Source organism: Allobosea massiliensis (assembly GCF_042655245.1).
GTDB lineage: Bacteria > Pseudomonadota > Alphaproteobacteria > Rhizobiales > Beijerinckiaceae > Allobosea > Allobosea massiliensis.
Map to the genome: position 1 here is coordinate 53,382 of NZ_JBHSLU010000051.1, position 22,531 is coordinate 75,912.

A 22,531-nucleotide genomic window follows, 5' to 3' on the forward strand; every position below is an offset into this window, starting at 1 on the left:
TCTGCAGGCTGGTCGATCGGGCAGGGCGTGGCCTAGCATGCCTGTCCGGCAGGCGTCACGTCCGGGACGGGCAGCCTTGTGCTGCCGGCTGCGGCACCGTTCCTGCACCTCGGGAACGAATCAGCATTTGACAGGGCGGGCCACCCCGACTAACGGACGCGCCTGCTTTTCAGAACATGAATGATTGAAGGTCCGACGCAGTGGCGAAACCGGAACTTGGCACCAAGCGCGTTTGCCCGACGACGGGGCGCAAATTCTACGACCTGAACAAGGACCCGATCGTCTCGCCTTACACGGGACAGTCCTATCCGCGCTCGATGTTCGAGCCGCAGGCCAAGGCGGCAGCCGCCGCGGCCAAGCCCGACGAGGACGAGGATGAGGTCGAGGCCGCCGACAGCGCGGTCGAGCTTGTCTCGCTCGACGAGGCCGACGCCGAGGCGACCGAGAAGGACGCCGTCGTCACCAGCGAGGACGACATCGAGGTCGAGGACGACGTCGCGCCCGATGACGACACCTTCCTGGAAGAGGACGAGGAAGGCGACGACGACGTCGCCGACCTGATCGATGGCGACATCGAGGGCGACGAGGACGTCTGAACCCCTCCCGCCGGGGCGGCGAAAAAGAATGACGATCGAGCGACAATCGGTGCTTGAGTCTTCCTCCGCTCCCGCCTATAGAGCGCTTCGCCGCTGACGCGGCGCCCGGTTCCGGGATCGTCCGAGGCGAAAGCCCGGTGCTCCTGAACCGAACAAGACCCCGGCCGACCCCCATGTCCGCCGGCTGAGAGTGGGGCCATAGCTCAGTTGGGAGAGCGCTTGAATGGCATTCAAGAGGTCGGCGGTTCGATTCCGCCTGGCTCCACCATCTCCCCTCTCAGAGTTCCGATCCTGACCACCACCGCGCCGATCGGATGCGATCGCATGTCCGGTCGCTTCTCTCTCGGTCGTCCGACATCCCTCGATTTGGCCGCTTGAGCTCCGTCCTTGGCTCCTTGCGGCGAATCGCTGGCCGGGATCGCCGCCCCGACGGCCTTTGGGAGGGGAAGGTCGGGGCGGCGGGGTGTTCAGCCGCGATGCGAGCGACCTCTCCTTAATCGCGCGAGCCCCCCTCCGGGTTCATCCGTCTCGTTGACAACCGACCGGATCAGGCGGCCGCGGCGAGGCCGACCTCGAACGGCGCGATGGCGACCGTCCCGGCCCTGACCGTCACCAGTGCGCTGCCGGCCAGCGGCTGCCAGCATTCGCGCGCCGCATCGACCGGCTCCGACGCGACCACGACGCTGTCGGGCCGCTGGCAGACATAAAGGCTCGGCGGTTTGCCGTCGGAAGCCCAGCGCACGGCATGGATCGTCTCGCCGTCGGACAGGGCGGCGGCGCAGCGCAGCGGCTCGGACGTGCCCGCCTGCTGCATCAGCGCCAGCGCGTCGCCGAGCGCTGCCGCCAATGCGGCGCCCGGCGCCATACCGGCCTCGATGCGCGCCAAAACCAGCAGGAACAACGCCTCCGAATCGGTCGTCCCAACCCGCGCCGCATAGAGCGAATCGGGGATCAGCCCCTCGAGGCGGCGGCGGATCAGCCCATAGCCGCCGATCTGGCCGTTGTGCATGAAGAGATGCCGGCCATGGGCGAAGGGATGGCAGTTCGCCCGCGTTGTGGCGGTGCCGGTCGCGGCGCGCACATGGGCGAAGAAGAGCGGGGAGCGGACCTGGCGCGCGATCGAGAGCAGGTTCTCGTCGGACCAGGCCGGGCGCACCTCGCGATACTGGCCGGGCTCGGGCCGGTCGCCATACCAGCCGACGCCGAAACCGTCGCCATTCGTACCGGTCTTGGCCTCGGTCGCATGGAGCGACTGGTGGATCAGCGAATGGCACGGCGCCGCGACGAGATCCTCGAGGAAGACCGGGGCGCCGGAATAGGCCAGGAAGCGACACATGGGAGGGTCCGAATCGCGGGCGGCCAGCGCCGCATGCAGAAGATTATTCTCTCGAATCGCCAGGCAGGCAAACCCCGATCCGCCACTTTCGGCCCGGTTGCGGGGGGCATGACCATCGTATAACCGTGCCGGAACCAATGGCGACGGCATGAGACGAGCGGGGCGGGGGATGGCCAAGAACACCGGTCTGGCGGGACTCGCCGCTGCTATCCTGCTTTGCCTGCCCGCCGGCCCGGCCCTTGCCGCCACCGGCATCGACGGCGCTTCGATGGGGGTGCTCTGGGCGCTGCCCTTCGCCGGGATGCTGCTGTCGATCGCGCTCGGCCCGATCCTGTTCCCGCATTTCTGGGAGCTGAACTACGGCAAATTCGCAACTTTCTGGGCGGCGCTGGTGCTGATCCCGCTGGTTGCGTTGCGCGGCTTCGAACCGGCGCTGGGGGCGCTGGCCCACACCGCGCTGCTCGAATACATCCCCTTCATCATCCTGCTCTTCGCCCTGTTCACGATCGCCGGCGGCATCCTGATCATGGGTAACCTGCACGGCAACCCGGCCACGAACACTGCTCTGCTGGCGATCGGCACGCTGATGGCGAGCTTCGTCGGCACGACGGGCGCCTCGATCATCATGATCCGGCCCGTTCTGCGCGCCAATGACAGCCGCCGCCACAACGTCCATGTCGTGGTCTTCTTCATCTTCCTCGTCTCGAACATCGGCGGCTCGCTGACGCCGCTCGGCGACCCGCCGCTCTTCCTCGGCTTCCTGCGCGGTGTGAGCTTCTTCTGGACCACGACCCATCTGCTGCCCGAGACCCTGCTCGCCGTCGCGATCCTGCTGGCGCTGTTCTACGCGCTCGACAGCTGGTTCTATCGCCGCGAAGAAGGCATGCCCCCGCTGAAGGACCCCACGCCCGACCGCGACATCAAGCTCTATGGCAAGGTCAACTTCATCCTGCTCGGTGGCGTCATCGCCGCGATCCTGATGTCGGCGAGCTGGAAGCCGGGCATCGTCTTCGACATTCTCGGCTCGAAGGTCGAGCTTCAGAATGTCGTGCGGGATATCGTGCTTCTGGCCCTGGCAGCCCTTTCGCTGAAACTGACGCCAAACCCTGTGCGGGCCGGCAACGAGTTCACCTGGGGGCCGATCAAGGAGGTCGCGAAGCTCTTCGCCGGCATCTTCGTCTGCATCATTCCGGTGCTGGCCATGCTCCAGGCGGGCCGGGACGGCGCCTTTTCGGGCCTGGTCTCACTCGTCACCAATCCCGACGGCAGTCACAACACGGTCGCCTATTTCTGGCTGACGGGCATCCTGTCCTCCTTCCTCGACAACGCTCCGACCTATCTCGTCTTCTTCGAGCTCGCGGGCGGCAATCCGCAGGTCCTGATGACCACGGGGGCGCTGACGCTGGCGGCGGTTTCGGCGGGGGCGGTCTTCATGGGCGCCAACACCTATATCGGCAACGCGCCCAACTTCATGGTCTACGCTATCGCCAAGGACCGGAAGGTGAAGATGCCGAGCTTCTTCGGCTACATGGCCTGGTCGGGCGCGATCCTGATCCCGATCTTCATCCTCCAGACGGTCATCTTCTTCCGCTGAGCGGTTGGAACGAAAACGCCCGCCGGTCCGGACCGGCGGGCGTTTTACGTCTGGGGTGACCGCGCTCTGCAGCGCCGCAACGCCTCAGCTCGCGACCTTGAGCCCCTTGCGCGCCACGCTGGCGCTGGCGTCGCGGCGGCTCTTCGCGGCCTCCATGTCGAGCGTCAGCATGAAATCGGCGATGCGCGGGGCGATCTCCGAGCGGAAGCGCGAGCCATTGAAGACGCCATAATGGCCGACGCCCATCTGGAGATAATGCACGCGCTTGTCGTCGGGAATGTTGGGGCAGAGATCATGCGCGGCCTGCGTCTGTCCGACGCCGGAGATGTCGTCCTTCTCGCCTTCGACCGTCATCAGCGCGACGCGGCGGATCGCTGTGCAATCCACCGGCTTGTCGCGGTGCTTCATCGTGCCCTTGGGCAGGGCATGCTCGACGAAGACGGTCTCGACGGTCTGGAGATAGAACTCCGCCGTCAGATCCATCACGGCCATGTACTCGTCGTAGAAGTCGCGATGCTTCTCCGCGGAATCACCGTCCCCGGCGATCAGGTGCTTGTACATCTCGTAATGGGCGCTGACATGCCGGTCGATGTTCATCGCCATGAAGCCCGAAAGCTGCATGAAGCCAGGATAGACGTCGCGGAAGGTCCCGGGGTGCGGGAAGGGCACCTTGGTGATGCAGTTGCGGCGGAACCAGTCGGTGCCGCGCTCCATCGCCAGGCAGTTCACCGCGGTCGGCGAGCGGCGGGTGTCGATCGGCCCACCCATCAGCGTCATCGAGCGCGGCGCGCAGGCGTCGCCCTCGGCCTCCATCCGCGCGGCGGCGGCCAGCACCGGCACCGAAGGCTGGCAGACGGCCATGACATGCGTCTCCGGCCCGAGCATCTGCAGCATGGCGATGACGTAGTCGATATAGTCGTCGAGATCGAAGCGGCCCGCCATCAGCGGCACCAGCCGGGCATCGACCCAATCGGTAATGTAGACCTCGTGCCCGGGCAGGAAGGCCTCGACCGTGCCGCGCAGCAGCGTGGCGTAGTGGCCCGACATCGGGGCGACGATCAGGACCTTCGGCTGCGGCTTCCGCCGGCCTTCGATGCGGCGGTCGAAATAGACCATGCGGCAGAAGGGCCGCTCCCAAACCACCCGCTCCTCGACGGCGACCTTGACGCCGTTGATCGTGGTCTCCGGCAAGCCGAAGGCAGGCTTGCCGTAGCGGCGGGTCGTTCGTTCGAACAATTCGCAGGAGGCGGCGATGGTGCGCCCCATCGGCGTGTAGGTCAGCGGGTTGGCCGGATTGCGGAAGGCCAGATGCATCGCATCCGAGAAGCCTCGCGCCGGTGCGAGCATCATGTGAGCCGCTTCATAGGCATGGTAGGCGAACGACATGGCGGCCCCATACATACAACTGGTCCTTCCGGCGGCGCAGCAGAGACGATGCACCGCAGCAACAACGCACCCTATGCCCAATTTGTTCTCATTCAACCCTGCAAAAGGCTAAGATTTCACTCCTGTCCCCATCGTTCACAGTCCACAGCAACCCGGAGAGCCGCTTGACCCCCGACGCGCCGCAGGATCGTCTCCGCGCATGATCCCCGCAGACGCCACACACCCCGCCTTCGGCCGGGTCAACCGTCAGCTTCGCCTCGACACGCTCGTGCGGCTGCGCTGGCTCGCCATTGCCGGCCAGAGTCTCGCGGTCGCCGGCGTCCATTTCGGGCTCGGCTACCCGCTGCCCTTCGGCTGGTGCTTCACTGCGATCGCCGTGTCCTCCTGGCTGAACATCGCGCTGCGCATCCGGTTTCCGCTGAACCACCGGCTGCAACCGGGCGCTGCGACGGCGCTGCTCGCCTTCGACATCGTCCAGCTTTCGGTGCTGCTCTATCTCACCGGAGGGCTGCAGAACCCGTTCTCGATCCTCCTCCTGGCCCCGGTCATGATCTCCGCGACGGCGCTGCCGCCGCAGCGGACGCTGGTGCTGGGCGGCCTCGCCATCGCCCTGGCGACGCTGGTCAGCGTCACGCATTGGCCGCTGCCCTGGGCTGGCCCGGACCGGCCGGTGCTGCCGCTTCACTATCAGCTCGGCAGCTGGGTCGCGCTGGTGCTGGGGCTGGGATTTACCGGCATCTACGCCTGGCGCGTCGCCAAGGAGGCCCGCGACCTCTCGGACGCACTCGCGGCGACGGAGCTGGTCCTGGCCCGCGAGCAGCACCTCTCCCAGCTCGACGGCTTGGCTGCAGCCGCTGCCCATGAGCTGGGCACGCCGCTCGCCACCATCGCCCTCGTCTCCAAGGAACTCTCCCGGCTCGCCCCACCGGACGGCGAGATGGCGGAGGACATCGCGTTGCTGCGCGAGCAGGTCGAGCGTTGCCGCGGTATCCTCGGCAAACTGACCTCGCTGCAGGATGACGAAGCCGGACCGCTGCATCAGCTCAGCCTGCGGCTTCTGATCGAAGAGGCGGCAGGGCCGCAGCGGCCATTCGGCGTGCCCTTCGAGATCGCCATGATCGGCGAAGCCCCCGAGCCCGTCTGCCGCCGCAATCCCGGCATGATCTATGGGCTCGGCAACATCGTAGACAATGCAGTCGATTTCGCCCGCACGGCCGTGACGATTACGGCCGAGTGGAACGAGGATCATGTGATGCTGACGATCGCGGATGACGGCCCCGGCTTCCCGCCCGATGTGCTGATGCGGGCGGGAGACCCGTATCTGACCCATGGCGCCGGCGAGAACCGGGCTGGCGGAGGCCTCGGGCTCGGCCTCTTCATCGCCAAGACGCTGCTCGAGCGCGGCGGCGCGGTGATCGAGTTTTCGAACCGGGCCGAGCCCGCAAGCGGGGCCTGCGTGCGGATGACCTGGATGCGGGCCGCCTTCGAGGCGGATCTGCCTCGGGCGGGGGCTTCACAGGCGGAACCGGCGATACCACATGGAGTTGGCTCATGAAGGCCGACCCCACCACGCGTTGCGGCGAGGGCCGCGCTGCCGGAGCTCGGATGGAGCCCGGCCGGAGGAGGTTGTGATGCAGGAGATGCTGGCCGAACCCTTGCCGGCCGCTGCGGCGACGGACAGGTCGCTGCTGCTGGTCGATGACGACAAGCCCTTTCTGACCCGTCTCGCTCGCGCCATGGAAAGCCGCGGTTATGCGGTGCGGATTGCCGACAGCGTCAGCGCCGGCATTGCGGCCGTCGATGATGCGGCGCCCGCCTTCGCGGTCATCGACCTGCGACTCGCCGATGGCAACGGCCTCGATGTCATTGCCCGGCTGAAGGAGCGCCGGCCCGAAGCGCGCGGCGTGGTGCTGACCGGCTATGGCAACATCGCCACCGCCGTCAGCGCGGTGAAGCTCGGGGCCTTCGACTTCCTGGCGAAGCCGGCGGACGCGGATGAGATCCATGCGGCGCTCGCCGCGGCGCGCGACGCGCGGCCGCAGCCGCCGGAGAACCCCATGTCGGCGGACCGGGTGCGCTGGGAGCATATCCAGCGTGTCTACGAGCTCTGCAACCGCAACGTCTCGGAGACGGCACGCCGGCTCGGGATGCATCGGCGCACGCTGCAGCGCATCCTCGCCAAGCGCGCCCCGCGCTGATCAGACCGCCGCGGCGGAGCAATGCCTTAGGCCGGCTGCGGGTCTTCGAGCCCCGCCAGCCGCGCGGCGGCCAGCCGGCCGAAGGCGATGGTCAACGCCTTGCGACGCGCCGGCGCCAGCGGATGGCGCGGGGCCTCGCGCAGCAGCGCCCCGCCATAGGCGTCCGCAACGATCAGCCCGACATCCTCGGGCAGGATTTCGACGGGGAATTCCGGCGCCACCGCGAACAGGAAGCCGTCGCAGAAGTCGCGGTAATCCGGCCATTTGCCGTCGACGCGGTAATCTTCGATTCCCGACTTGACCTCGATCACCAGCAACTCGCCGGAAGGCGACAGCGCCACGATGTCGCCGCGGCGTCCATTGGCGAAGGTCATCTCCTTGACGACCGCGTAGCCCAGCGCGCGCAGATGCCGCGAGGCACCACGGCAGACGGCGCGCGTGACGTCGGGCCGCGTCGGCGGCGGGTTCAGCAGGGAATCGGCGGCGATCATCCTGCATGTTCCCTCTTTGTGCTGGTTCGGGCAAGCGCCTCAGCTCATCTGGTGTGGCCGTCGGCGCGAAAACGATTCCCGCCGGAGCATCCGATGCTCTAGGGAAGGCGCATCGACGCCCGGGTTCCTGCCGCCTTGTCCAGCACGCTCGCCTCGCTTTTGACCGTGATCACCGCCGCTGCGGTCTCGGCGCTGCTCTGCGTCCTGCTCCGGCCGCTGCTGCTGCGTTATGCACTGGCGCGTCCCAATGCCCGCTCCAGCCATCGCGTGCCGACGCCGCAGGGTGGCGGCATCGCCGTCCTCGCCGGGGCGTTCGCGGCCTTGGCAGCTGTGGCCACGCTTCTGCCGCCCGCCGGCGGACTGGGTGGGCTCGGCTTCGTCGCGGCCGCCGCGGCCGCGCTGGCGGTGGTCGGTGCCTGGGACGATATCCGGCCGCTCTCGCCGGGGCTGCGGCTCGGCCTGCAGGCGCTCTGCGTCGCGATCGTGATCGTCTATGCCGCGCCGGACCTGAGGCTCTTTCCAGGCGTGATGCCGCTCGCGGTGGAACGCTGTCTCGCGCTGCTCGCCGGGATCTGGTTCGTCAACCTGACCAATTTCATGGACGGCCTCGACTGGCTCACCGTGGCGGGTTTCGTTCCGTTCACCGTCGCCCTTGCAATGGCGGGGCTGGCGGGCCTCGGGGATCCCGCCACCGGCCTGCTCGCCGCTGCGCTCTGTGGCGGGCTGATCGGCTTCGCGCCCTTCAATAGGCCCGTGGCACGGCTCTTTCTGGGTGATGTCGGCTCGCTGCCGATCGGGCTTATCGGTGCCTATCTGCTGTACCGCCTGGCCGGCACCGGCGCGCTGACGGCGGCGCTGATCCTGCCGCTCTACCATGTCGCCGACTCGACGCTGACCCTGCTGCGCCGGCTGGCCCGTCGCGAGCGGGTCTGGGAGGCGCATCGCTCGCATTTCTACCAGCAGGCCACGACCAACGGCCGTACGGTGATGGGCATCGCGATCGAGATCGGCCTGCTCAATCTCGCTTTGACGGGGCTCGCCGGCCTCACCATCTGGATGCCGGCAGCCCCGGTGCAGATCGGCGCGCTCGGCCTCGCCATGCTGCTGACCGGTCTGCTGATGCGGCGCTTCGCGCGCCGGCGGCCTTCATGAGTGGCGAGCGCGTTCTCGTCACGGGCGCCGGCGGCTTCGTCGGCCCCCATGTCGTGCAGGCGCTCCTGGCGGCGGGCTACCGGGTCCGCATCACGCAGCGCAACGGGACGGAGCCTCCTCCCGGCGTCGAAGCGGTCGTCACCGGAGATTTCGCCGCGCCCATCGACTGGGCACCGGCGCTCGCAGGTGTCGCCCATGTCGTGCACCTGGCAGGGCTCGCCCATGCCGGTCCGGGGCTGGACGAGGCGCTCTACCGGCAAGTTAACACGCATGCGACACTTGATCTGGCGCAGGCTGCCTATCGGGCCGGGGTTGGTCGCTTCGTCTTCGTTTCCTCGATCAAGGCGCTGTCCGGAGCCTCGGACGCCCCTCCGCTGGATGAAGATGCTCCCCCCGCCCCCGACGACGCCTACGGTCGCTCCAAGCTCGCCGCCGAACAGGGCCTTGCCGGCATCGATCTCGACTGGGTGGCGCTTCGCCCGGTGCTGGTCTACGGGCCGGGCGTGAAGGCCAATATGGCGGCGCTGGTCCGGCTGGCGCGGCTGCCGCTGCCGCTGCCGCTGGGCGGGCTGACGGCTCCGCGCTCGCTGTTGGCGGTGGAGAACCTAGCGGACGCCGTGCTCTTCGCGCTCACGCCGCGCTGTCCCGCCCGTCGGGCCTATGCCCTGGCCGATCCGGAGCCGCTGAGCGTGGCGGAGATGCTGGCGGCCCTGCGCAAGGGCATGGGGCGCGCGCCGGGGCTCGTTCCCGCGCCGGCGGGCTGGCTGCGGCTGGCGGCAGGGCTGGTCGGACGGCGGGAGGCATTCGACAAGCTCGCGGGCAGCCTGGTGGCGCGGCCCGAAGCCCTGCTCAGGGCGGGCTGGCGACCGCCTCTTGCGACGCGGGTTGGGTTGGAGCGCCTGGGGCAGCGCCGTGACGCAATCTGAAATCGGGGATCGCCTCGTCCAGCACCGTGTCGGCAGCGGCGCGATCATCCGCTTTCAGCGCGTCTTCGAGGCGTGACAGCCAGCTCTGGAGGCGCTCGCGGTTGGCAAAGACGGGCTTCGCCGCCATCACGCCGTCAAGCCCTGTCTCGGCCATCGGCTCGTCGCGGGCGAAGAGGATCTCGTTCAGCCTCTCGCCCGGCCGCACGCCGGTGACGACGATCTCGATATCCTCGCCCGGCTCGAAACCGGCGAGCCGGATCATCCGCTCGGCCAGATCCATGATCTTCACGGGCTGGCCCATTTTCAGCACATAGACCGCGGCGCGCTCCTCCTCCGGCCCGTCGGAGCGGGCATGGGAGGCAGCCGTCAGCACGAGATCGCAGGCCTCGCGGATGGTCATGAAGTACCGGATCATGTCCGGGCTGGTGACGGTGATCGGCCCGCCCCGCGCAATCTGCGCCTTGAATTTCGGCACGACCGAGCCGACCGAGCCCAGCACATTGCCGAAGCGCACGGCGACGAGGCGCATGCCGCGACCCGCCCCGACGAATTCGGCATCGCGCGACTGGGCATACATCTCGGCGAAGCGCTTCGTCGCCCCGAGCATGGAGACGGGCTCGATCGCCTTGTCGGTCGAGATCAGCACGAAGATCTTGGCGCGCGCTGCGATCGCGGCGTCGGTGACGTTGACCGAGCCGAAGATGTTGGTCTTGACGCCTTCGCTCCAATCCGCCTCGAGATAGGGCACGTGCTTGAGCGCCGCGGCGTGGATGACGATGTCGGGCGCGAAGGTGGTGAAAAGGGCGGTGATCCGGTCGCGGTCGCGCACATCCGCCAGCACGCCCGAGACCCGCGTCTCGTGCTCCTGCACCGCAAGCTGCTCGGTGACCTGGAAGAGGGCCGGTTCGGAGCTCTCGACGATCAGCAGTTCGGCGGCGCCGAAGGCGGCGCAGCGCAGGCAGATCTCGGAGCCGATCGAGCCGCCGCCGCCGGTGACGACGACGCGCTTGCCCTTCAGGAAGCCGCCCAGCCGCTCGCGGTCGATCCGGACCGTCGAGCGCACCAGGAGATCCTCGATCTCGAGCGGCGCCAACTCCGTATCGCGCGCGCCCTCGCCCAGCGTCTCCATGCGCGAGATCGGCAGGGCGAGCTTGCGCGTGCGCGCCAGCCATTTATCGGGCTCCGCCTCCGGCAGGAGGGCACTCGGCGTGGCGACGATGCGGCGGAACCCCTCGCCCCGCTCCGCCGCGTCGCCGGCGATCTCCTCGATCTGAGAAAGCAGCCCGAGCACCGGCACGCCGCGGATGCTCTGGCCGAGATCGTCCGCCCGGGGCGAGAGGATGCCGGCCGGGCGCAGCTTGCGCATCGTGCCGGCTTCCATGGCGCGGATCACCATCTCGACCTCGAAGCCGCGCCCCAGCAGCAGCGCGGGGTGGGCCGCCCCGCGCGCGGCCTGGTGGCGCGACCGGGAGAATTTAAAATAGCGATAAGCCAGCCGAGGGCCGCCCAAGAGCGCGATCTGCACGAGCCAGTAGAGGGCGATGCTGATCTTCCCGAAATAGAAGGCACCGTAGAAATTCGGCGAGACGAGGACATAGTCGACGATGATCAGCGTCAGCGTCAGGATCGTCGTCGCCTTGACGATGTTCGACAGGTCCGGCAGCGAGGCGAAGCGCCATTTCGAGCGGTAGAGCGAGAAGGCCCAGTAGACCAGCCCGCCATAGACCACGAAGAAGGGCAGGAAGCGCGGCAGATAGCGCAGATGCTCCTCGAGCAGCGGCCCCTCGAAGCGCACGACGAAGACGAGCCAGATCGCCGCCGCCGTCGCCGCGAGGTCGTGGGCGATGACGGCGAGCTTCTTGAAGCTCTGCTTGGAGGGACTGGCCATGACGGGCGGGGTATCCTGCTCCCTCGGCGGCTTGTCAACGCGCCGTCGCGCCCGGTCTCGCCGGAAGGTCGTTCAGGCGCCGGTCTTGGGCTGCTCGAGCCCGGCCATGACGAATTCGATCATCTCCTCGGCGCTGGGGCCGGGGATGCGTGCGCACTGGGCCATCAGCAGCGGGTGCTGAAAGCGGATCATGGCAGTCCGGATGCACTGCGTCGCTGCCTGCGGGTCGACCGGGCGGAACTCGCCGCTGGCGACGCCTTCGGCAACGACCTTGCCGATCAGGGCATCGTAGCGCTCGATATGGCCGAGGATCGCGTCCCAGCTCTCCTCCATCGCGGCGCAGACCATCTCCTGCATGCGCTGCTGGTCGATGAAGCGCGCCTGATTGATCCGGTAGGAGGCCATCAGCATCTCGCGCAGCCGGCTGCCGGCGGAGCGCGGCTCCGCGATGATCAGCGAGAGCGATTCCTCGAGCTCGCCCTTGAAGCGGGCCAGAACCGCCTCGTTGATCGACTTCTTGGAGTCGAAGAAGCGGTAGACATTGGCCGGGCTCATACGCAGCGATTTCGCGATGTCGGCGACAGTCGTCTTCTGGTAGCCGATGTCGCGGAAGAAGCGCTCGGCCGCGTCGACGATGCATCGCCTCGTATCGCGCTCGGGGTGACTCACGGAAAGGCCTGTCCTTCTGGAGGCGGCGTCTGTCGGCGGGACCTGACGGCTATGACGAATTTCATCATTCGTCAACGCTCTGGCGAAGCTGATCTTTCGACAGGACCATGGAAGACGCCGCGTGGCATTGATCTGGATTAAGCGTCGGCTTCGACCGGCACGCTCGTGCCGGCGCCGCGCGGGGTGGGTGAGGTCGAAACGCGCCGGCGCGACTCCCGGTTCCTGATCGCCGACGGTCAGCCCGGAGCGGGGCGGTCCCGCGCCAGCGCGAGAAGCGCCCCAACGTCGAGATGCCGCTCCAGATGGGCTGCGAGCGCATCCAGTGTCGCTTCGACCGAATCCTCATAGGTAAGCGTGCCCGAAACTCCGGTTCCGGCGACAGACGCCAGAAAGGCCGAGCGTACCGCGTCGGAGGCGAAGACGCCGTGCAGATAGCTGCCAATGACCCGGCCATCCGGACTGGCGGCGCCTTCGCCGTGCCCTCCGACCGCGAACGGCGCGCGGCTCCGGTCGGCGCCTTCCGTGCGGCCGAGATGGATCTCATAGGCGCGCCCCGCGCTGCGGCTCGGCGCATGGACGAAATCCGTCTCGCGCACGGTCTTGGCCCGGTCGAGCTCCGTCTCGACGTCGAGCAGGCCGAGGCCCGGCGCTTCCCCCGGCGGCCCTTCCAGCCCGTGGGGATCGCGCACCACCCGGCCGAGCATCTGGTACCCGCCGCAGAGGCCGAGCACATGGCCCCCGCGCCGGCGATGGGCGAGGATGTCGACGTCCCAGCCCTGCTCGCGCAGAGCGGCCAGGTCGCGCAGCGTCGTCTTCGAGCCGGGCAGGATGACGAGTCCGGTATCGCCCGGCAGTGGCTGGCCCGGCCGCAGCAGCACGAGCTCGACCGCCGGCTCCAGCTTGAGCGGGTCGAGATCGTCGAAATTGGCGATGCCGGGCAGCACGGGCACGGCGATCTTCAGCCCTGCGCCAGGGCGTGCGGGTGCGCTGCGGAGGTCGAGCCCGTCCTCGGCCGGCAGGCGCGAGGCATCGGCAAACCAGGGCACGACCCCCAGGCATGGCCAGCCGGTGGCGCTGCGGATCGTCTCGACACCCTCCGCGAACAGGGAGACCGTACCGCGGAAGCGGTTGACCGCGAAGGCGCGGATCATCGCCCGGTCCGCCTCGTCCAGCACGGCATGGGTGCCGACGAGGCTGGCGATGACACCGCCGCGATCGATGTCCCCGACCAGCACGGCCGGGACGCCGGCGGCTCGGGCGAAGCCGAGATTGGCGATGTCGCGGGCGCGGAGATTGGTTTCGGCCGGCGATCCAGCCCCTTCCACCAGAACGAGGTCGGCCTGACCGGCCAGCCGCTCGAAACTCTCCAGCACGCGGGGTAGGAAATCGCCGCGCCGCACGAAGTCGCCCGAGGAGAGATGGCCGGCCACGCGGCCCTGGAGAATGATCTGGCTGCCCGCCTCGCTCTCGGGTTTGAGCAGCACCGGATTCATGTCGACATGCGCCGGGATGCGGGCAGCGCGCGCCTGCAAGGCCTGCGCCCGGCCGATCTCGCCCCCGGAGGTGGCCGCTGCATTGTTCGACATGTTCTGCGGCTTGAAGGGCCTGACGCGCATCCCGCGGTCGGCGAAGAGGCGACACAGGCCGGCCACGAGCAGCGACTTCCCGACATTGGAGCCGGTACCGAGGATCATGATGGCGGGCGTGCGGGTGGAGGCCATGCGCCTGATTAGAAGGCGGCCCGACCGGCGGCAACCGGATGTGATCGTCTGGAGGGTCACCGGTTCACGTCGCATCCCGTCGCGCCAAAGGGGCGAAGTCGCGCCGAGGGGCGTCGTGAACCGGCTGCACGGACTAAATGATGAGTTGTGATGAATGTCAACATTCATCACTCGGCATTTTGTAACGGGTTGTCGCGCGGGAGCCGGCGTGCGTCGCAGCCGTCGGCATGCTAGACGCGCGGCCCTGTTCTTCCGCTCAGGCGACCCATGCGATGAACCCGATCTTCTCCGCCCTTTCGACCAGTGTCTTCGAGGTGATGTCGCAGCTCGCGCGCGAGACCGGCGCCGTCAATCTCGGCCAGGGCTTCCCCGACGATCCGGGCCCCCTCGATGTCCGGCGCAAGGCGGCCGATGCCGTGGTCGACGGCTGGAACCAGTATCCGCCGATGATGGGCCTGCCGGAGCTGCGCCGGGCCACGGCGGCCCATTACAAGCGCTGGCAGGGGCTGGATCTCGATCCCGAGACGGAGATCATGGTCACGTCTGGCGCGACCGAGGCGATCGCGGGCGCGCTGATGGCGATCCTGTCGCCGGGCGATGAGGTCGTGCTGTTCGAGCCGATGTACGATGCCTATGTCCCGCTGGTGCGCCGCGCCGGCGGCATCCCGAAATTCGTGACGCTGAAGCCGCCGCAGTTTGGCCTGAGTGAAGAGGCGCTGGCCGCCGCTTTCTCGCCGCGCACCAAGGCGGTGCTGTTCAACAACCCGCTGAATCCGACGGCGACGATCTTCTCCCGGGCCGATCTCGATCTCCTCGCCGATTTCTGCATCCGCCACGATGCGATCGCGATCTGCGACGAGGTCTGGGAGCATGTCGTCTTCGACGGCCACCGCCACGTGCCGGTGCTCGGCCGCCCCGACATGCGCGAGCGCACGGTCAAGATCTCCTCGGCGGGCAAGATCTTTTCCCTGACCGGCTGGAAGGTCGGGCTGGTGATGGCGGCCCCGCCCTTGATGAAGGTGCTGGCCAAGGCGCACCAGTACATCACCTTCACCACGCCCCCCAACCTGCAGGCGGCCGTCGCCTACGGGCTCGGCAAGGAGGACGGCTATTTCGAGGGGATGCGGGCTGATTTCCAGCGCTCGCGCGACCGCTTCGCGCAGGGTCTGACGGACCTCGGCTTCAGCGTGCTGCCCAGCGTCGGGACCTATTTTCTCAATGTCGACATCGCGCCACTGGGCGAAAGCGACGATGTCAATTTCTGCCGCCGGCTGGTGACCGAGCACGGCGTCGCCGCGATTCCCGTCAGTGCCTTCTATGACCAGGCCGCAGTGAAGACCGTAGTGCGCTTCTGCTTCGCCAAGCGCGACGCCACGCTGGACGAGGCCCTGACGCGGTTGGCGAAGCGTCAGCGCGCAGTGTCCCTCGCCTGACCGCGCTCAGCCCCTGCTCATCGCCTCGGCCAGGCTGCCGGCCTGGATGAGCTTCTTCTGCAGGGCGGCCACCTCGGCGCCGTTCCCGGCCTCTCGCATCGCCTCGACCGCCGCGGCGATCTGAAGCAAGGCTCGCTGCGCCAGCCCCTGGTCCTTGCGCCGGGCTGCGAGCTGCATCGAGGCCAGCCCCTGATTGGCGGCGCTCGCCGCCCAGAGTTGCGGGCTGCGCTCGCGCCGGCGCTCCTCGAGCGCCGCATCGAAGGCGGCAACGGCCTCCTCCAGCACCACCGATTCGCTATAACGCTCGCCCATCGCCGCGAGGACGCCGCCCATCTGGTCCTGCAATTCGGCCCAGCGCAGCGGCTCGCGCTGCCGGTTCACCGTCTTGGCGACCCGGTTGAAGCCGTTGAAGGCGCGCTCCAGCAAGGCGAGATCGCTGGTCCGTCGTCCCAGAGCAGCCCGCCCGCGCGAAATCAGCTGCTCGGCCTCGAGCCAGCGCACCTCGTCGCCGTCCCGGTTCCAGCGGGCGAGAGCCGTGGCGAGAGCCGAGATCGCCTCCTCCAGCAACGCATCGTCCTCACGCTCTTCGGCGAGCGGGATCGCGATCCGGGCAAACCGTAGCTTCAGGGCCCGCCAGAGCAGCGGGGCCTGTTCGTGACGCAGGTCGTCGAGCGCGGCGCGGCAGCAGGCGAGAGCCTCGGTCAGTCGCCGCTCCTCGCCGGTCAGCCCGGCGAGCCCCGCCAGCGTGCGCGCCAGCCGTTCCTGCACGGCGGCCCAGGCGGCGGTGTCGTCGAGATTGTCGAGCCCGTTCAGGAGCCTGCGGAAATGCTCGATCGCGGCCTCGAAGCCCGCCGCATCGCCGAAATCCTCGCCGATCCGGGCCAGCGCGTCGCCCTGGCGCAGGGCCATGTCGCGGCTTCGGGGAATATCCGCCAGCCCGATGATGGCGGCAGCCTCCGCATAACGCTGCGAGGCCTCGCGGCAGGCGGTCGGGCTGAGTTCGAGCAGCGCCGTGGCGGCGCGGTCGCTGCGGGTTTCGCCGGCGGCGACGCGCCGGTCCGCCGGCATGGTGGAAAGATCCGTCATGCCGCCGAAGAAGTGGAGCTCGAGCTGCGCGAGGGCGCGCTCGATCTCGGCGAACTGCCCGGCTTCGAGCGCACGGGAGGCCTTGCGTCGCGCCTCGTCGACGACGGGGTCCTGGCTCGGGGGCGAGAGTCGGCGCCGCAGCGCGACGACCTCCCGGGCCTTGCGCCCGAGCAACTGCTCGAGACGCGCCAGATTCGGGCGGACGCCGCTCTTGACGAGGCTGGCCATGGTCGCGAGCAGAACCGCCAGGGGCACGTCGTGCCGGTCGGCGATCCTCGCGATCATCGCGGACATGTCGGTCTGAGAGGTCACGATGCCGCCTCCCGTCTCCTGCGGATCACGGCCAGAAACCTGCGCCCCGTCTCGGGGGGCGCAGGCTGGACTCACTTCGCCGCGATGACGGCGATCTCGACGGAAAATTGCGGCGCCGCCAGCTTCGCCTCCACCGTGGCGCGGCCGGGCGTCTGGCCGGCGACGACCCATTTGTCCCAGACGCCGTTCATCTCGGCGAAGGTGGACATGTCGGACAGCCAGATGTTGACCATCAGCAGCTTGCTCTTGTCGGTGCCGGCCTCGGCCAGCAGCCCGTCGATGATGCCGAGGATTTCCTCGGTCTGTTCGGCGACGCTCTTGCCCGCGGCCTTGTCCGCGACCTGACCCGCCAGATAGACGGTGTCGCCATGGACGACGGCCTTGGACATGCGCGGACCGACGGCGATGCGCTGAATGCTCATGATCAGATCTCCAGGAAAGGGCGTCCGCTGGTAGCCTGTGCGCAAGCCCGGCGCAACGCCGCTCAGGTTGCGGAAGTGTCCTTACGTCAACGAATTCCAGCCGGCTAACAGGACGCCGTAGCGGCCTGCCTTGCCGGCGAATACGAGCAGGATGAAACGCCCGAGCGGGTAGTTCAACGTGCCGGCCACGAAGGTCAGCGGATCGCCGCCGATCGGCAGCCAGGCGAAGAGCAGGGACGGCCAGCCGAAGCGGGCGAACCAGCCCTGCGCCTGGGCCAGCCGCCGCGGATCGGGCCGCAGCCGCCGCGGCAGTTTCTCGACGCCGTGACGCGCGATCAGCCGGCCGAGCCACCAATTGAGGACCGAGCCGGCGGTGTTGGCGAGGCTGGCGACCCCGAACAGCAGCAGCGGATCCACCGTCTTCGCGGCCAGCAGGCCGAGGAATACCGCTTCCGATTGCGCCGGCAGCAGCGTCGCGGCGACGAAGGCCGCGCCCGCCATGCCGGCCAGCGACCAGAAGGTCTCCATCAATGCGCCATGTCTGAGAAGCGGATCGGGGCTGCGCGGGGCGTCATCGCCTCAGAGCCGCCGCAGCGCGACCTGCTGGATCCGGTGGCTCGCGCCCTTGGTCAGGATCAGGCTGGCGCGCTGACGCGTCGGCAGGATGTTCTCCTGCAGATTCGGCAGGTTGATCCCGGTCCAGAGGTTCTCCGCGATCGTCAGCGCTTCCTCCTCCGGGATCTCGGCATATTTCCGGAAGAAGGAGCGCGGGTCGCGGAAGGCGGTCTGGCGCAGCGTCATGAAACGGTTGACGTACCAGCGATGAAGGTCGTTCTCGTCGGCGTCGAGATATACGGAGAAATCGAAATAATCGGATACGAAGGGGATGACCGTGCCGTCCTTCGGCATCCGGCTCGGCTGCAGCACGTTCAGCCCCTCGAGGATCAGGATGTCCGGCCGCTCGACCGTCACCGTCTCGCCCGGCACCACGTCGTAAACGAGGTGGGAGTAGACCGGCGCCTTGACCTGCGGCTTGCCGGCCTTGACGTCGGAGAGGAAGCGCAGGATCGCCGAGCCGTCATAGCTTTCGGGGAAGCCCTTGCGCTGCATCAGCCCGCGCCGCTCGAGCTCGGCGTTCGGCAGCAGGAAGCCGTCGGTGGTGACGAGCTCGACCTTGGGCGTGTTCGGCCAACGCGAGAGCAGCGCCTTGAGCACGCGCGCCGTGGTCGACTTGCCGACCGCGACCGAGCCGGCGACCCCGATGATGTAGGGGACCTTGACCTCGGCCTCGGCCAGCAGGAAGCGCTGCGTGGCCTTGAACAGCCCCTGCGTCGCCGCGACATAAAGCGAGAGAAGCCGCGACAGCGGCAGGTAGATCGCCACGATCTCGTCGAGCGAGATCGGGTCGTTGATCGACTGCAGCTTGGTCAGGTCGTCGACCGACAGCGTCAGCGGCGTGTCGGCGCGCAAATGCGCCCACTCGTCGCGGGTGAAGCTGCGATAGGGCGAATCGAGTTCGGGAAGGGCCGGGGCGGGCATCGCGCGCTGGTCCATGGGGCGGCCCGCAATCCAGGCTTCGAGGTTCAACGCAGGACTAGCCTCGATTCGTCAACGGGGGCGTGCGGCTTTCTCCGCCAGACCGGAGCGCACGGTGCGGGCCTCAAGCTGGCTCAACACGTCCTGCAATGCAACATCGCGGGCCTTGAGTACAACCAAGAGATGATAGAGCACATCCGCGCTTTCCGCGATCAGTTCCTCCCGGTCGCCCTTCACGGCGGCAATCACGGCCTCGACCGCCTCCTCGCCGAATTTCTTGGCGCAGCGCTCCGGCCCGGCCGCGAGGAGCTTGGCCGTCCAGGATTCGTCTGCGGACGCGCCAGCGCGCTCGGCGATGCGGGCTTCGAGATCGGTGAGGGTGAAGGTCATCGCTTCAATCCAGCCGCATCGCCAAGCCCGCCCGCGCCATATGCGCCTTGGCCTCGGGGATGGTGTAGGTGCCGAAATGGAAGATCGAGGCCGCGAGCACGGCCGAGGCATGGCCCTCTCGCACGCCGTTGACGAGATCGTCGAGGTCGCCGACGCCGCCCGAGGCGATCACCGGGACGCTGACCGCATCCGCGATCGCGCGCGTCAGGCCGAGATCGTAGCCGACCTTGGTGCCGTCGCGGTCCATCGAGGTCACCAGTAATTCGCCGGCACCCAGCGAGACGACCTCCTGCGCGAAGGCCACCGCCTCCAGACCCGTGGGGTTGCGGCCGCCATGGGTGAAGATCTCCCAGCGCCCCGGCGAAACCTGCTTGGCGTCGATCGCGACGACGATGCACTGGTCGCCGAACTTCTCGGCCGCCTGCTTGACGAACTGCCGGTTGGTCACGGCGGCGGTGTTGATCGAGACCTTGTCGGCGCCCGCCAGCAGGAGCCCGCGGATGTCCTCGACCTTGCGCACCCCGCCGCCGACGGTAAGCGGCATGAAGCAGGCTTCTGCCGTCCGCGTCACCACGTCGAACAGGATGCCGCGATCCTCGTGGCTGGCGGTGATGTCGAGGAAGCAGAGTTCGTCGGCCCCGGCCGCATCATAGGCCTTGGCGGCCTCCACGGGGTCGCCCGCATCGACGAGGTCGAGGAATTGCACGCCTTTGACGACGCGGCCGTCCTTGACGTCGAGGCAGGGAATGATGCGGGTCTTGAGCATGGCAGAGCCGGCTTCCAGGAGGGCTGGCGCGAGCCTATGCCGGATTTCGGCTCCGCCGTCACCCCGGCGGCGGCGCCTCGGCGGCCTGCGCCCTTTGCGCTGTTTCGGCGATCCAGCCCCAGAAGCTGCGAAACCACGCCTCGCTCTCCGTCAGCAGGCGCGGCGTCAGCGCGACCCGGCCCCGGCTGCGGTCCTGCACCAGCAGCCCCTCCGCCTCGGACCGGTTGATCACATTGCGGACATGCGAATGGGAGAGGCCAAGGCGCGCGGCGACCTCGCGGGCGTGAAGGTCGAACCAGGCCAGATCGCCGGGCTCGGCCATCGCTGCGCGATGATGGGCGCCGAGCAGAATTAGGCCGATCCGATCCCCGCAATCGAAGCGATCGAGCCAGGCCCATGCGCCGTTTCCGGCCGTCGCTTCCCGCGTCCGCGCGAAGAGATCACGGGCATGGCCCAGAAACAGCCGAAGGAAGGCATCGTCGCTGCGCAGCCGTTCCGCCAGCCCGGGCTCGGCCAGGCCCAGGAGCTCGCCGCAGCGGGCATGGTGCGACAGCCATTGCCGCAGCCCCTCATAGAGCGGCGGGGCGGGCACCAGCCAGGCCGAACGGGCATCGCCGGGCACGGGCTCGCGCGTCACATAGCCGGCGAGCCGCAGCAGCCCGAAGAAGGCGGCGAGCGTGCGGGCGCTGCCCATCTCGCGCTGGACCAGCGCCAGAGTCGGCCTCGGACCGGCGCCGCGCTCGGCCTCGCAATGCATGACGACGACGAGACCCGCGGCGTGGGACTGAAGGTTGCGACCGAAGATCTTGCTGACGATCTTTTCGGCCATATGCATCCGCAGCACGGAGTCCGCACAATGGAGAATCGCGCGCGGGTAGCTGGCAGGCCCGGTGGCGGCCCGCGAAATCGGAATAATTTGGCGCGAATTGTAATTCAACGGAAGATAACAGCCTCTTTCAAGGATCGTTCAGCAAGTCCTCGCTGTCGAAAGAACGATGCAGACTTTGGACTGTTCCACTATCGCAGCATCGATACTGTCGCAAGGCAAGCCGGGCGTGTCGCTTCATCCGGATGTGGACGCTGCGGCTGGCCTGAAGGATGGCTCCCATGTGCGACCGCTGTGCCTCGAACGCCCGCTTTTCCTCCCTGTCCCGCCGGGCCGCGCTCGGCCTCGGCGCAGGTTTCGCGCTTTCGGCCGGCCTCGCCGGGCCGGGCTGGGCGCAAGCGACCGCCGCGCCCGCGCCGATCACCGGCACGGAGGCGCTCGACCGGCTGATGGCCGGCAATGCCCGCTATGCGGCCAACAAGCCCAATCAGCGCGACTTCTCGGCCGGCCGCGCCGCCCGGACGCGTTCGCAGCACCCCTTTGCCTCGATCGTCAGCTGCGCCGATTCCCGTCTCGCGCCCGAACTTGCCTTCGACCAGGGCGCCGGCGATCTCTTCGTGGTCCGGGTCGCCGGCAATTTCGTCAATGAGGATGGGCTGGCGAGCCTGGAATTCGGCGCCGCTGTGCTGCAATCGCCCCTGATTCTGGTGCTCGGTCACACGCGCTGCGGCGCCATCGCCTCCACGATCGACGTCGTGAAGAACGGCACGCAATTGCCCGGCCACCTGCCCTCGCTGATCAATGCGATCAAGCCGGCCGTGCTCGACGCGCAGAAGACGGGCGCAGCCGATCTGCTGGAGTCGGCCATCGAGGCCAATGTCCGCCTCAATGTCGAGCGGCTGAAGAGCGCCGCTCCGATCCTCGCCGAGCGCGTGGCGCAGAAGAAGCTCACCGTCGCCGGGGGCGTCTATGATCTCGCGACAGGCAAGGTGAAGCTCATCTGAGGTCGTGTGAGACGACCGCCGCGTCAGAAGCCGGCGGCGCGGCGCAGCAGGTCGATGCCGACCACCGTCAGGATCGCCTTGATCGCGATCGCGAACCAGCGCTCCGGCAGCCGTTCCAGCAACCTCGTCCCCAGCATCGTCCCGGCGAAGCCCGAGACGATCATGGCGCCGATCAACGGCAGCCAGTCCGAGAAGGCAAAGCCCAGCGCGCCGAAGGCGAAGACCTTGAGCAGGTGCTGGATCGTCGTGCAGGCGGCATGGGTGGCGATCAGCTGGCGCTTCTCCAGCTTGAGCGGCAGCAGCAGCGCCTGGACGAAGGGCCCGGTCGCGCCGACGAACATGGTGATGATGGTCGAGAGCCCTCCGCCGATCACCAGTCCGCTCGAGGCCAGCCCGGGGATCCGCGGCTTGGGCAGCCAGGTCATGACGAGGATAAAGGCGCCGAGCAGGCCGAGCAGGATGCGCTCGGGCAGTTCGACCACCAGCAGCGCGCCGATCACGGCCCCGATCACGGACCCCGCGGTGAAGCGCGCCACCAGCGGCCAGAGCGCGTGCGCCCGCTGCACATAGGTGCGCCCGACATTGGAGCCGACCTGGACCAGCCCGTGAACCGCGATGATCACCGAGGGCGGCACGGTGCCGGCGAGCGCGCCGAGCATCGCCACCCCGCCGCCGATGCCGAAGGCGGCGGTGAAGGCCGAGGTCAGGAAGCTGACGGCGATCAGCAGCAGCGCGATGGCGGGCGCGACGCCGGCCGGCAGGAGCATGTCGAGCATGGAGGACCGGGAGCGCCGGGAGA

Annotated in this window: 22 protein-coding genes and 1 tRNA gene; 9 read left to right on the forward strand and 14 right to left on the reverse strand. The window is 68.3% G+C overall.

Annotated elements, in window-relative coordinates:
• Positions 1-200 precede the first annotated feature (200 nt).
• On the forward strand, positions 201-596 hold the full coding sequence (locus ACFPN9_RS16530; RefSeq protein ID WP_067995303.1) for a TIGR02300 family protein: 396 nt from the start codon (positions 201-203) through the stop codon (positions 594-596).
• A gap of 192 nt (positions 597-788) precedes the next feature.
• Positions 789-864, forward strand: a tRNA-Ala gene (locus ACFPN9_RS16535).
• Between the two features lie 279 nt (positions 865-1,143).
• On the opposite strand, the gene ACFPN9_RS16540 is transcribed toward ACFPN9_RS16535, so the two are convergent.
• Positions 1,144-1,932: a class II glutamine amidotransferase gene (locus tag ACFPN9_RS16540; RefSeq protein ID WP_066717706.1), complete on the reverse strand. Its 789-nt coding sequence runs from the start codon at positions 1,930-1,932 to the stop codon at positions 1,144-1,146.
• Positions 1,933-2,101: 169 nt separating this feature from the next.
• Here ACFPN9_RS16540 and ACFPN9_RS16545 point away from each other — a divergent pair, with 169 nt between their 5' ends.
• The gene (locus tag ACFPN9_RS16545; RefSeq protein WP_066717708.1) at positions 2,102-3,526 is read left to right on the forward strand and encodes a sodium:proton antiporter; all 1,425 of its coding nucleotides are present in this window, start codon (positions 2,102-2,104) and stop codon (positions 3,524-3,526) included.
• An 84-nt stretch (positions 3,527-3,610) separates the two neighbouring features.
• Here ACFPN9_RS16545 and ACFPN9_RS16550 read toward each other — a convergent pair whose 3' ends face one another.
• Positions 3,611-4,912 carry a polyhydroxyalkanoate depolymerase gene (locus ACFPN9_RS16550; RefSeq protein ID WP_082737664.1) on the reverse strand — a complete coding sequence of 434 codons (1,302 nt, stop codon included), beginning with the start codon at positions 4,910-4,912 and terminating at the stop codon, positions 3,611-3,613.
• Positions 4,913-5,111: 199 nt separating this feature from the next.
• Between ACFPN9_RS16550 and ACFPN9_RS16555 the strand changes: the two genes are divergently transcribed.
• Both ACFPN9_RS16555 and ACFPN9_RS16560 read left to right on the forward strand, forming a co-directional pair.
• Entirely contained in the window at positions 5,112-6,467 is a 1,356-nt protein-coding gene (locus tag ACFPN9_RS16555; protein WP_066717711.1) for an ActS/PrrB/RegB family redox-sensitive histidine kinase, read from the forward strand.
• A gap of 76 nt (positions 6,468-6,543) precedes the next feature.
• Positions 6,544-7,110, forward strand: a complete 567-nt coding sequence (locus tag ACFPN9_RS16560) for an ActR/PrrA/RegA family redox response regulator transcription factor (protein ID WP_066717714.1) — start codon at positions 6,544-6,546, stop codon at positions 7,108-7,110.
• Between the two features lie 26 nt (positions 7,111-7,136).
• Here the strand turns inward: ACFPN9_RS16560 and mmcB are convergent, their stop codons facing one another.
• Positions 7,137-7,601, reverse strand: a complete 465-nt coding sequence (mmcB, locus tag ACFPN9_RS16565) for a DNA repair putative endonuclease MmcB (protein WP_066717717.1) — start codon at positions 7,599-7,601, stop codon at positions 7,137-7,139.
• Between the two features lie 135 nt (positions 7,602-7,736).
• Between mmcB and ACFPN9_RS16570 the strand changes: the two genes are divergently transcribed.
• Entirely contained in the window at positions 7,737-8,753 is a 1,017-nt protein-coding gene (locus ACFPN9_RS16570; protein ID WP_066717726.1) for an MraY family glycosyltransferase, read from the forward strand.
• Entirely contained in the window at positions 8,750-9,679 is a 930-nt protein-coding gene (locus ACFPN9_RS16575; protein WP_066717730.1) for an NAD-dependent epimerase/dehydratase family protein, read from the forward strand. Before ACFPN9_RS16570 ends, ACFPN9_RS16575 begins: the two co-directional genes overlap by 4 nt.
• Here ACFPN9_RS16575 and ACFPN9_RS16580 read toward each other — a convergent pair.
• From ACFPN9_RS16580 to ACFPN9_RS16590, 3 genes are all read right to left on the reverse strand, one after another.
• Complete coding sequence (locus ACFPN9_RS16580) at positions 9,603-11,567, reverse strand: nucleoside-diphosphate sugar epimerase/dehydratase (protein ID WP_066717734.1); 1,965 nt, start codon at positions 11,565-11,567, stop codon at positions 9,603-9,605. The genes ACFPN9_RS16575 and ACFPN9_RS16580 overlap by 77 nt on opposite strands.
• Before the next feature lie 72 nt (positions 11,568-11,639).
• Entirely contained in the window at positions 11,640-12,236 is a 597-nt protein-coding gene (locus ACFPN9_RS16585; RefSeq protein WP_067995330.1) for a TetR/AcrR family transcriptional regulator, read from the reverse strand.
• A gap of 236 nt (positions 12,237-12,472) precedes the next feature.
• Complete coding sequence (locus ACFPN9_RS16590; protein ID WP_066717740.1) at positions 12,473-13,957, reverse strand: cobyric acid synthase; 1,485 nt, start codon at positions 13,955-13,957, stop codon at positions 12,473-12,475.
• 272 nt (positions 13,958-14,229) lie between these two features.
• Here ACFPN9_RS16590 and ACFPN9_RS16595 point away from each other — a divergent pair, with 272 nt between their 5' ends.
• On the forward strand, positions 14,230-15,390 hold the full coding sequence (locus tag ACFPN9_RS16595; RefSeq protein WP_066717742.1) for an aminotransferase: 1,161 nt from the start codon (positions 14,230-14,232) through the stop codon (positions 15,388-15,390).
• 6 nt (positions 15,391-15,396) lie between these two features.
• Here ACFPN9_RS16595 and ACFPN9_RS16600 read toward each other — a convergent pair whose 3' ends face one another.
• From ACFPN9_RS16600 to ACFPN9_RS16630, 7 genes are all read right to left on the reverse strand, one after another.
• A complete protein-coding gene (locus ACFPN9_RS16600) occupies positions 15,397-16,788 on the reverse strand; it encodes a hypothetical protein (protein WP_156446430.1) in 1,392 nt (463 codons plus the stop codon).
• A 71-nt stretch (positions 16,789-16,859) separates the two neighbouring features.
• Positions 16,860-17,210 carry a RidA family protein gene (locus tag ACFPN9_RS16605; RefSeq protein WP_066717747.1) on the reverse strand — a complete coding sequence of 117 codons (351 nt, stop codon included), beginning with the start codon at positions 17,208-17,210 and terminating at the stop codon, positions 16,860-16,862.
• Between the two features lie 81 nt (positions 17,211-17,291).
• Positions 17,292-17,738, reverse strand: coding sequence for a YqaA family protein (locus ACFPN9_RS16610; RefSeq protein WP_066717750.1), 447 nt, complete (start codon positions 17,736-17,738; stop codon positions 17,292-17,294).
• A 51-nt stretch (positions 17,739-17,789) separates the two neighbouring features.
• Positions 17,790-18,764 carry a type I pantothenate kinase gene (coaA, locus tag ACFPN9_RS16615; RefSeq protein ID WP_066717753.1) on the reverse strand — a complete coding sequence of 325 codons (975 nt, stop codon included), beginning with the start codon at positions 18,762-18,764 and terminating at the stop codon, positions 17,790-17,792.
• A 54-nt stretch (positions 18,765-18,818) separates the two neighbouring features.
• Entirely contained in the window at positions 18,819-19,136 is a 318-nt protein-coding gene (locus ACFPN9_RS16620; RefSeq protein ID WP_066717757.1) for a phosphoribosyl-ATP diphosphatase, read from the reverse strand.
• A 4-nt stretch (positions 19,137-19,140) separates the two neighbouring features.
• Positions 19,141-19,902, reverse strand: a complete 762-nt coding sequence (gene hisF, locus ACFPN9_RS16625; RefSeq protein ID WP_066717760.1) for an imidazole glycerol phosphate synthase subunit HisF — start codon at positions 19,900-19,902, stop codon at positions 19,141-19,143.
• A 58-nt stretch (positions 19,903-19,960) separates the two neighbouring features.
• Entirely contained in the window at positions 19,961-20,731 is a 771-nt protein-coding gene (locus ACFPN9_RS16630; RefSeq protein ID WP_066717763.1) for a helix-turn-helix domain-containing protein, read from the reverse strand.
• Positions 20,732-21,009: 278 nt separating this feature from the next.
• Between ACFPN9_RS16630 and ACFPN9_RS16635 the strand changes: the two genes are divergently transcribed.
• Positions 21,010-21,732 (forward strand): carbonic anhydrase, encoded by a 723-nt coding sequence (locus ACFPN9_RS16635; RefSeq protein WP_066717766.1) that lies wholly within the window; start codon positions 21,010-21,012, stop codon positions 21,730-21,732.
• Between the two features lie 23 nt (positions 21,733-21,755).
• Here ACFPN9_RS16635 and ACFPN9_RS16640 read toward each other — a convergent pair whose 3' ends face one another.
• Positions 21,756-22,508 (reverse strand): sulfite exporter TauE/SafE family protein, encoded by a 753-nt coding sequence (locus ACFPN9_RS16640; RefSeq protein WP_066717769.1) that lies wholly within the window; start codon positions 22,506-22,508, stop codon positions 21,756-21,758.
• Positions 22,509-22,531 lie beyond the last annotated feature (23 nt).

Bases quoted from the DNA above. Each gene is read 5' to 3' on its own strand.
- ACFPN9_RS16635 (WP_066717766.1), top strand. From the start codon at position 21,010: ATGTGCGACCGCTGTGCCTCGAACGCCCGCTTTTCCTCCCTGTCCCGC.
- ACFPN9_RS16640 (WP_066717769.1), bottom strand. From the start codon at position 22,508: ATGCTCGACATGCTCCTGCCGGCCGGCGTCGCGCCCGCCATCGCGCTG.
- ACFPN9_RS16630 (WP_066717763.1), bottom strand. From the start codon at position 20,731: ATGGCCGAAAAGATCGTCAGCAAGATCTTCGGTCGCAACCTTCAGTCC.
- ACFPN9_RS16540 (WP_066717706.1), bottom strand. From the start codon at position 1,932: ATGTGTCGCTTCCTGGCCTATTCCGGCGCCCCGGTCTTCCTCGAGGAT.
- ACFPN9_RS16580 (WP_066717734.1), bottom strand. From the start codon at position 11,567: ATGGCCAGTCCCTCCAAGCAGAGCTTCAAGAAGCTCGCCGTCATCGCC.
- ACFPN9_RS16550 (WP_082737664.1), bottom strand. From the start codon at position 4,912: ATGTCGTTCGCCTACCATGCCTATGAAGCGGCTCACATGATGCTCGCA.
- ACFPN9_RS16610 (WP_066717750.1), bottom strand. From the start codon at position 17,738: ATGGAGACCTTCTGGTCGCTGGCCGGCATGGCGGGCGCGGCCTTCGTC.
- ACFPN9_RS16595 (WP_066717742.1), top strand. From the start codon at position 14,230: ATGAACCCGATCTTCTCCGCCCTTTCGACCAGTGTCTTCGAGGTGATG.
- ACFPN9_RS16575 (WP_066717730.1), top strand. From the start codon at position 8,750: ATGAGTGGCGAGCGCGTTCTCGTCACGGGCGCCGGCGGCTTCGTCGGC.
- ACFPN9_RS16605 (WP_066717747.1), bottom strand. From the start codon at position 17,210: ATGAGCATTCAGCGCATCGCCGTCGGTCCGCGCATGTCCAAGGCCGTC.
- ACFPN9_RS16555 (WP_066717711.1), top strand. From the start codon at position 5,112: ATGATCCCCGCAGACGCCACACACCCCGCCTTCGGCCGGGTCAACCGT.
- mmcB (WP_066717717.1), bottom strand. From the start codon at position 7,601: ATGATCGCCGCCGATTCCCTGCTGAACCCGCCGCCGACGCGGCCCGAC.
- ACFPN9_RS16545 (WP_066717708.1), top strand. From the start codon at position 2,102: ATGGCCAAGAACACCGGTCTGGCGGGACTCGCCGCTGCTATCCTGCTT.
- coaA (WP_066717753.1), bottom strand. From the start codon at position 18,764: ATGGACCAGCGCGCGATGCCCGCCCCGGCCCTTCCCGAACTCGATTCG.
- ACFPN9_RS16590 (WP_066717740.1), bottom strand. From the start codon at position 13,957: ATGGCCTCCACCCGCACGCCCGCCATCATGATCCTCGGTACCGGCTCC.
- ACFPN9_RS16620 (WP_066717757.1), bottom strand. From the start codon at position 19,136: ATGACCTTCACCCTCACCGATCTCGAAGCCCGCATCGCCGAGCGCGCT.
- ACFPN9_RS16560 (WP_066717714.1), top strand. From the start codon at position 6,544: ATGCAGGAGATGCTGGCCGAACCCTTGCCGGCCGCTGCGGCGACGGAC.
- hisF (WP_066717760.1), bottom strand. From the start codon at position 19,902: ATGCTCAAGACCCGCATCATTCCCTGCCTCGACGTCAAGGACGGCCGC.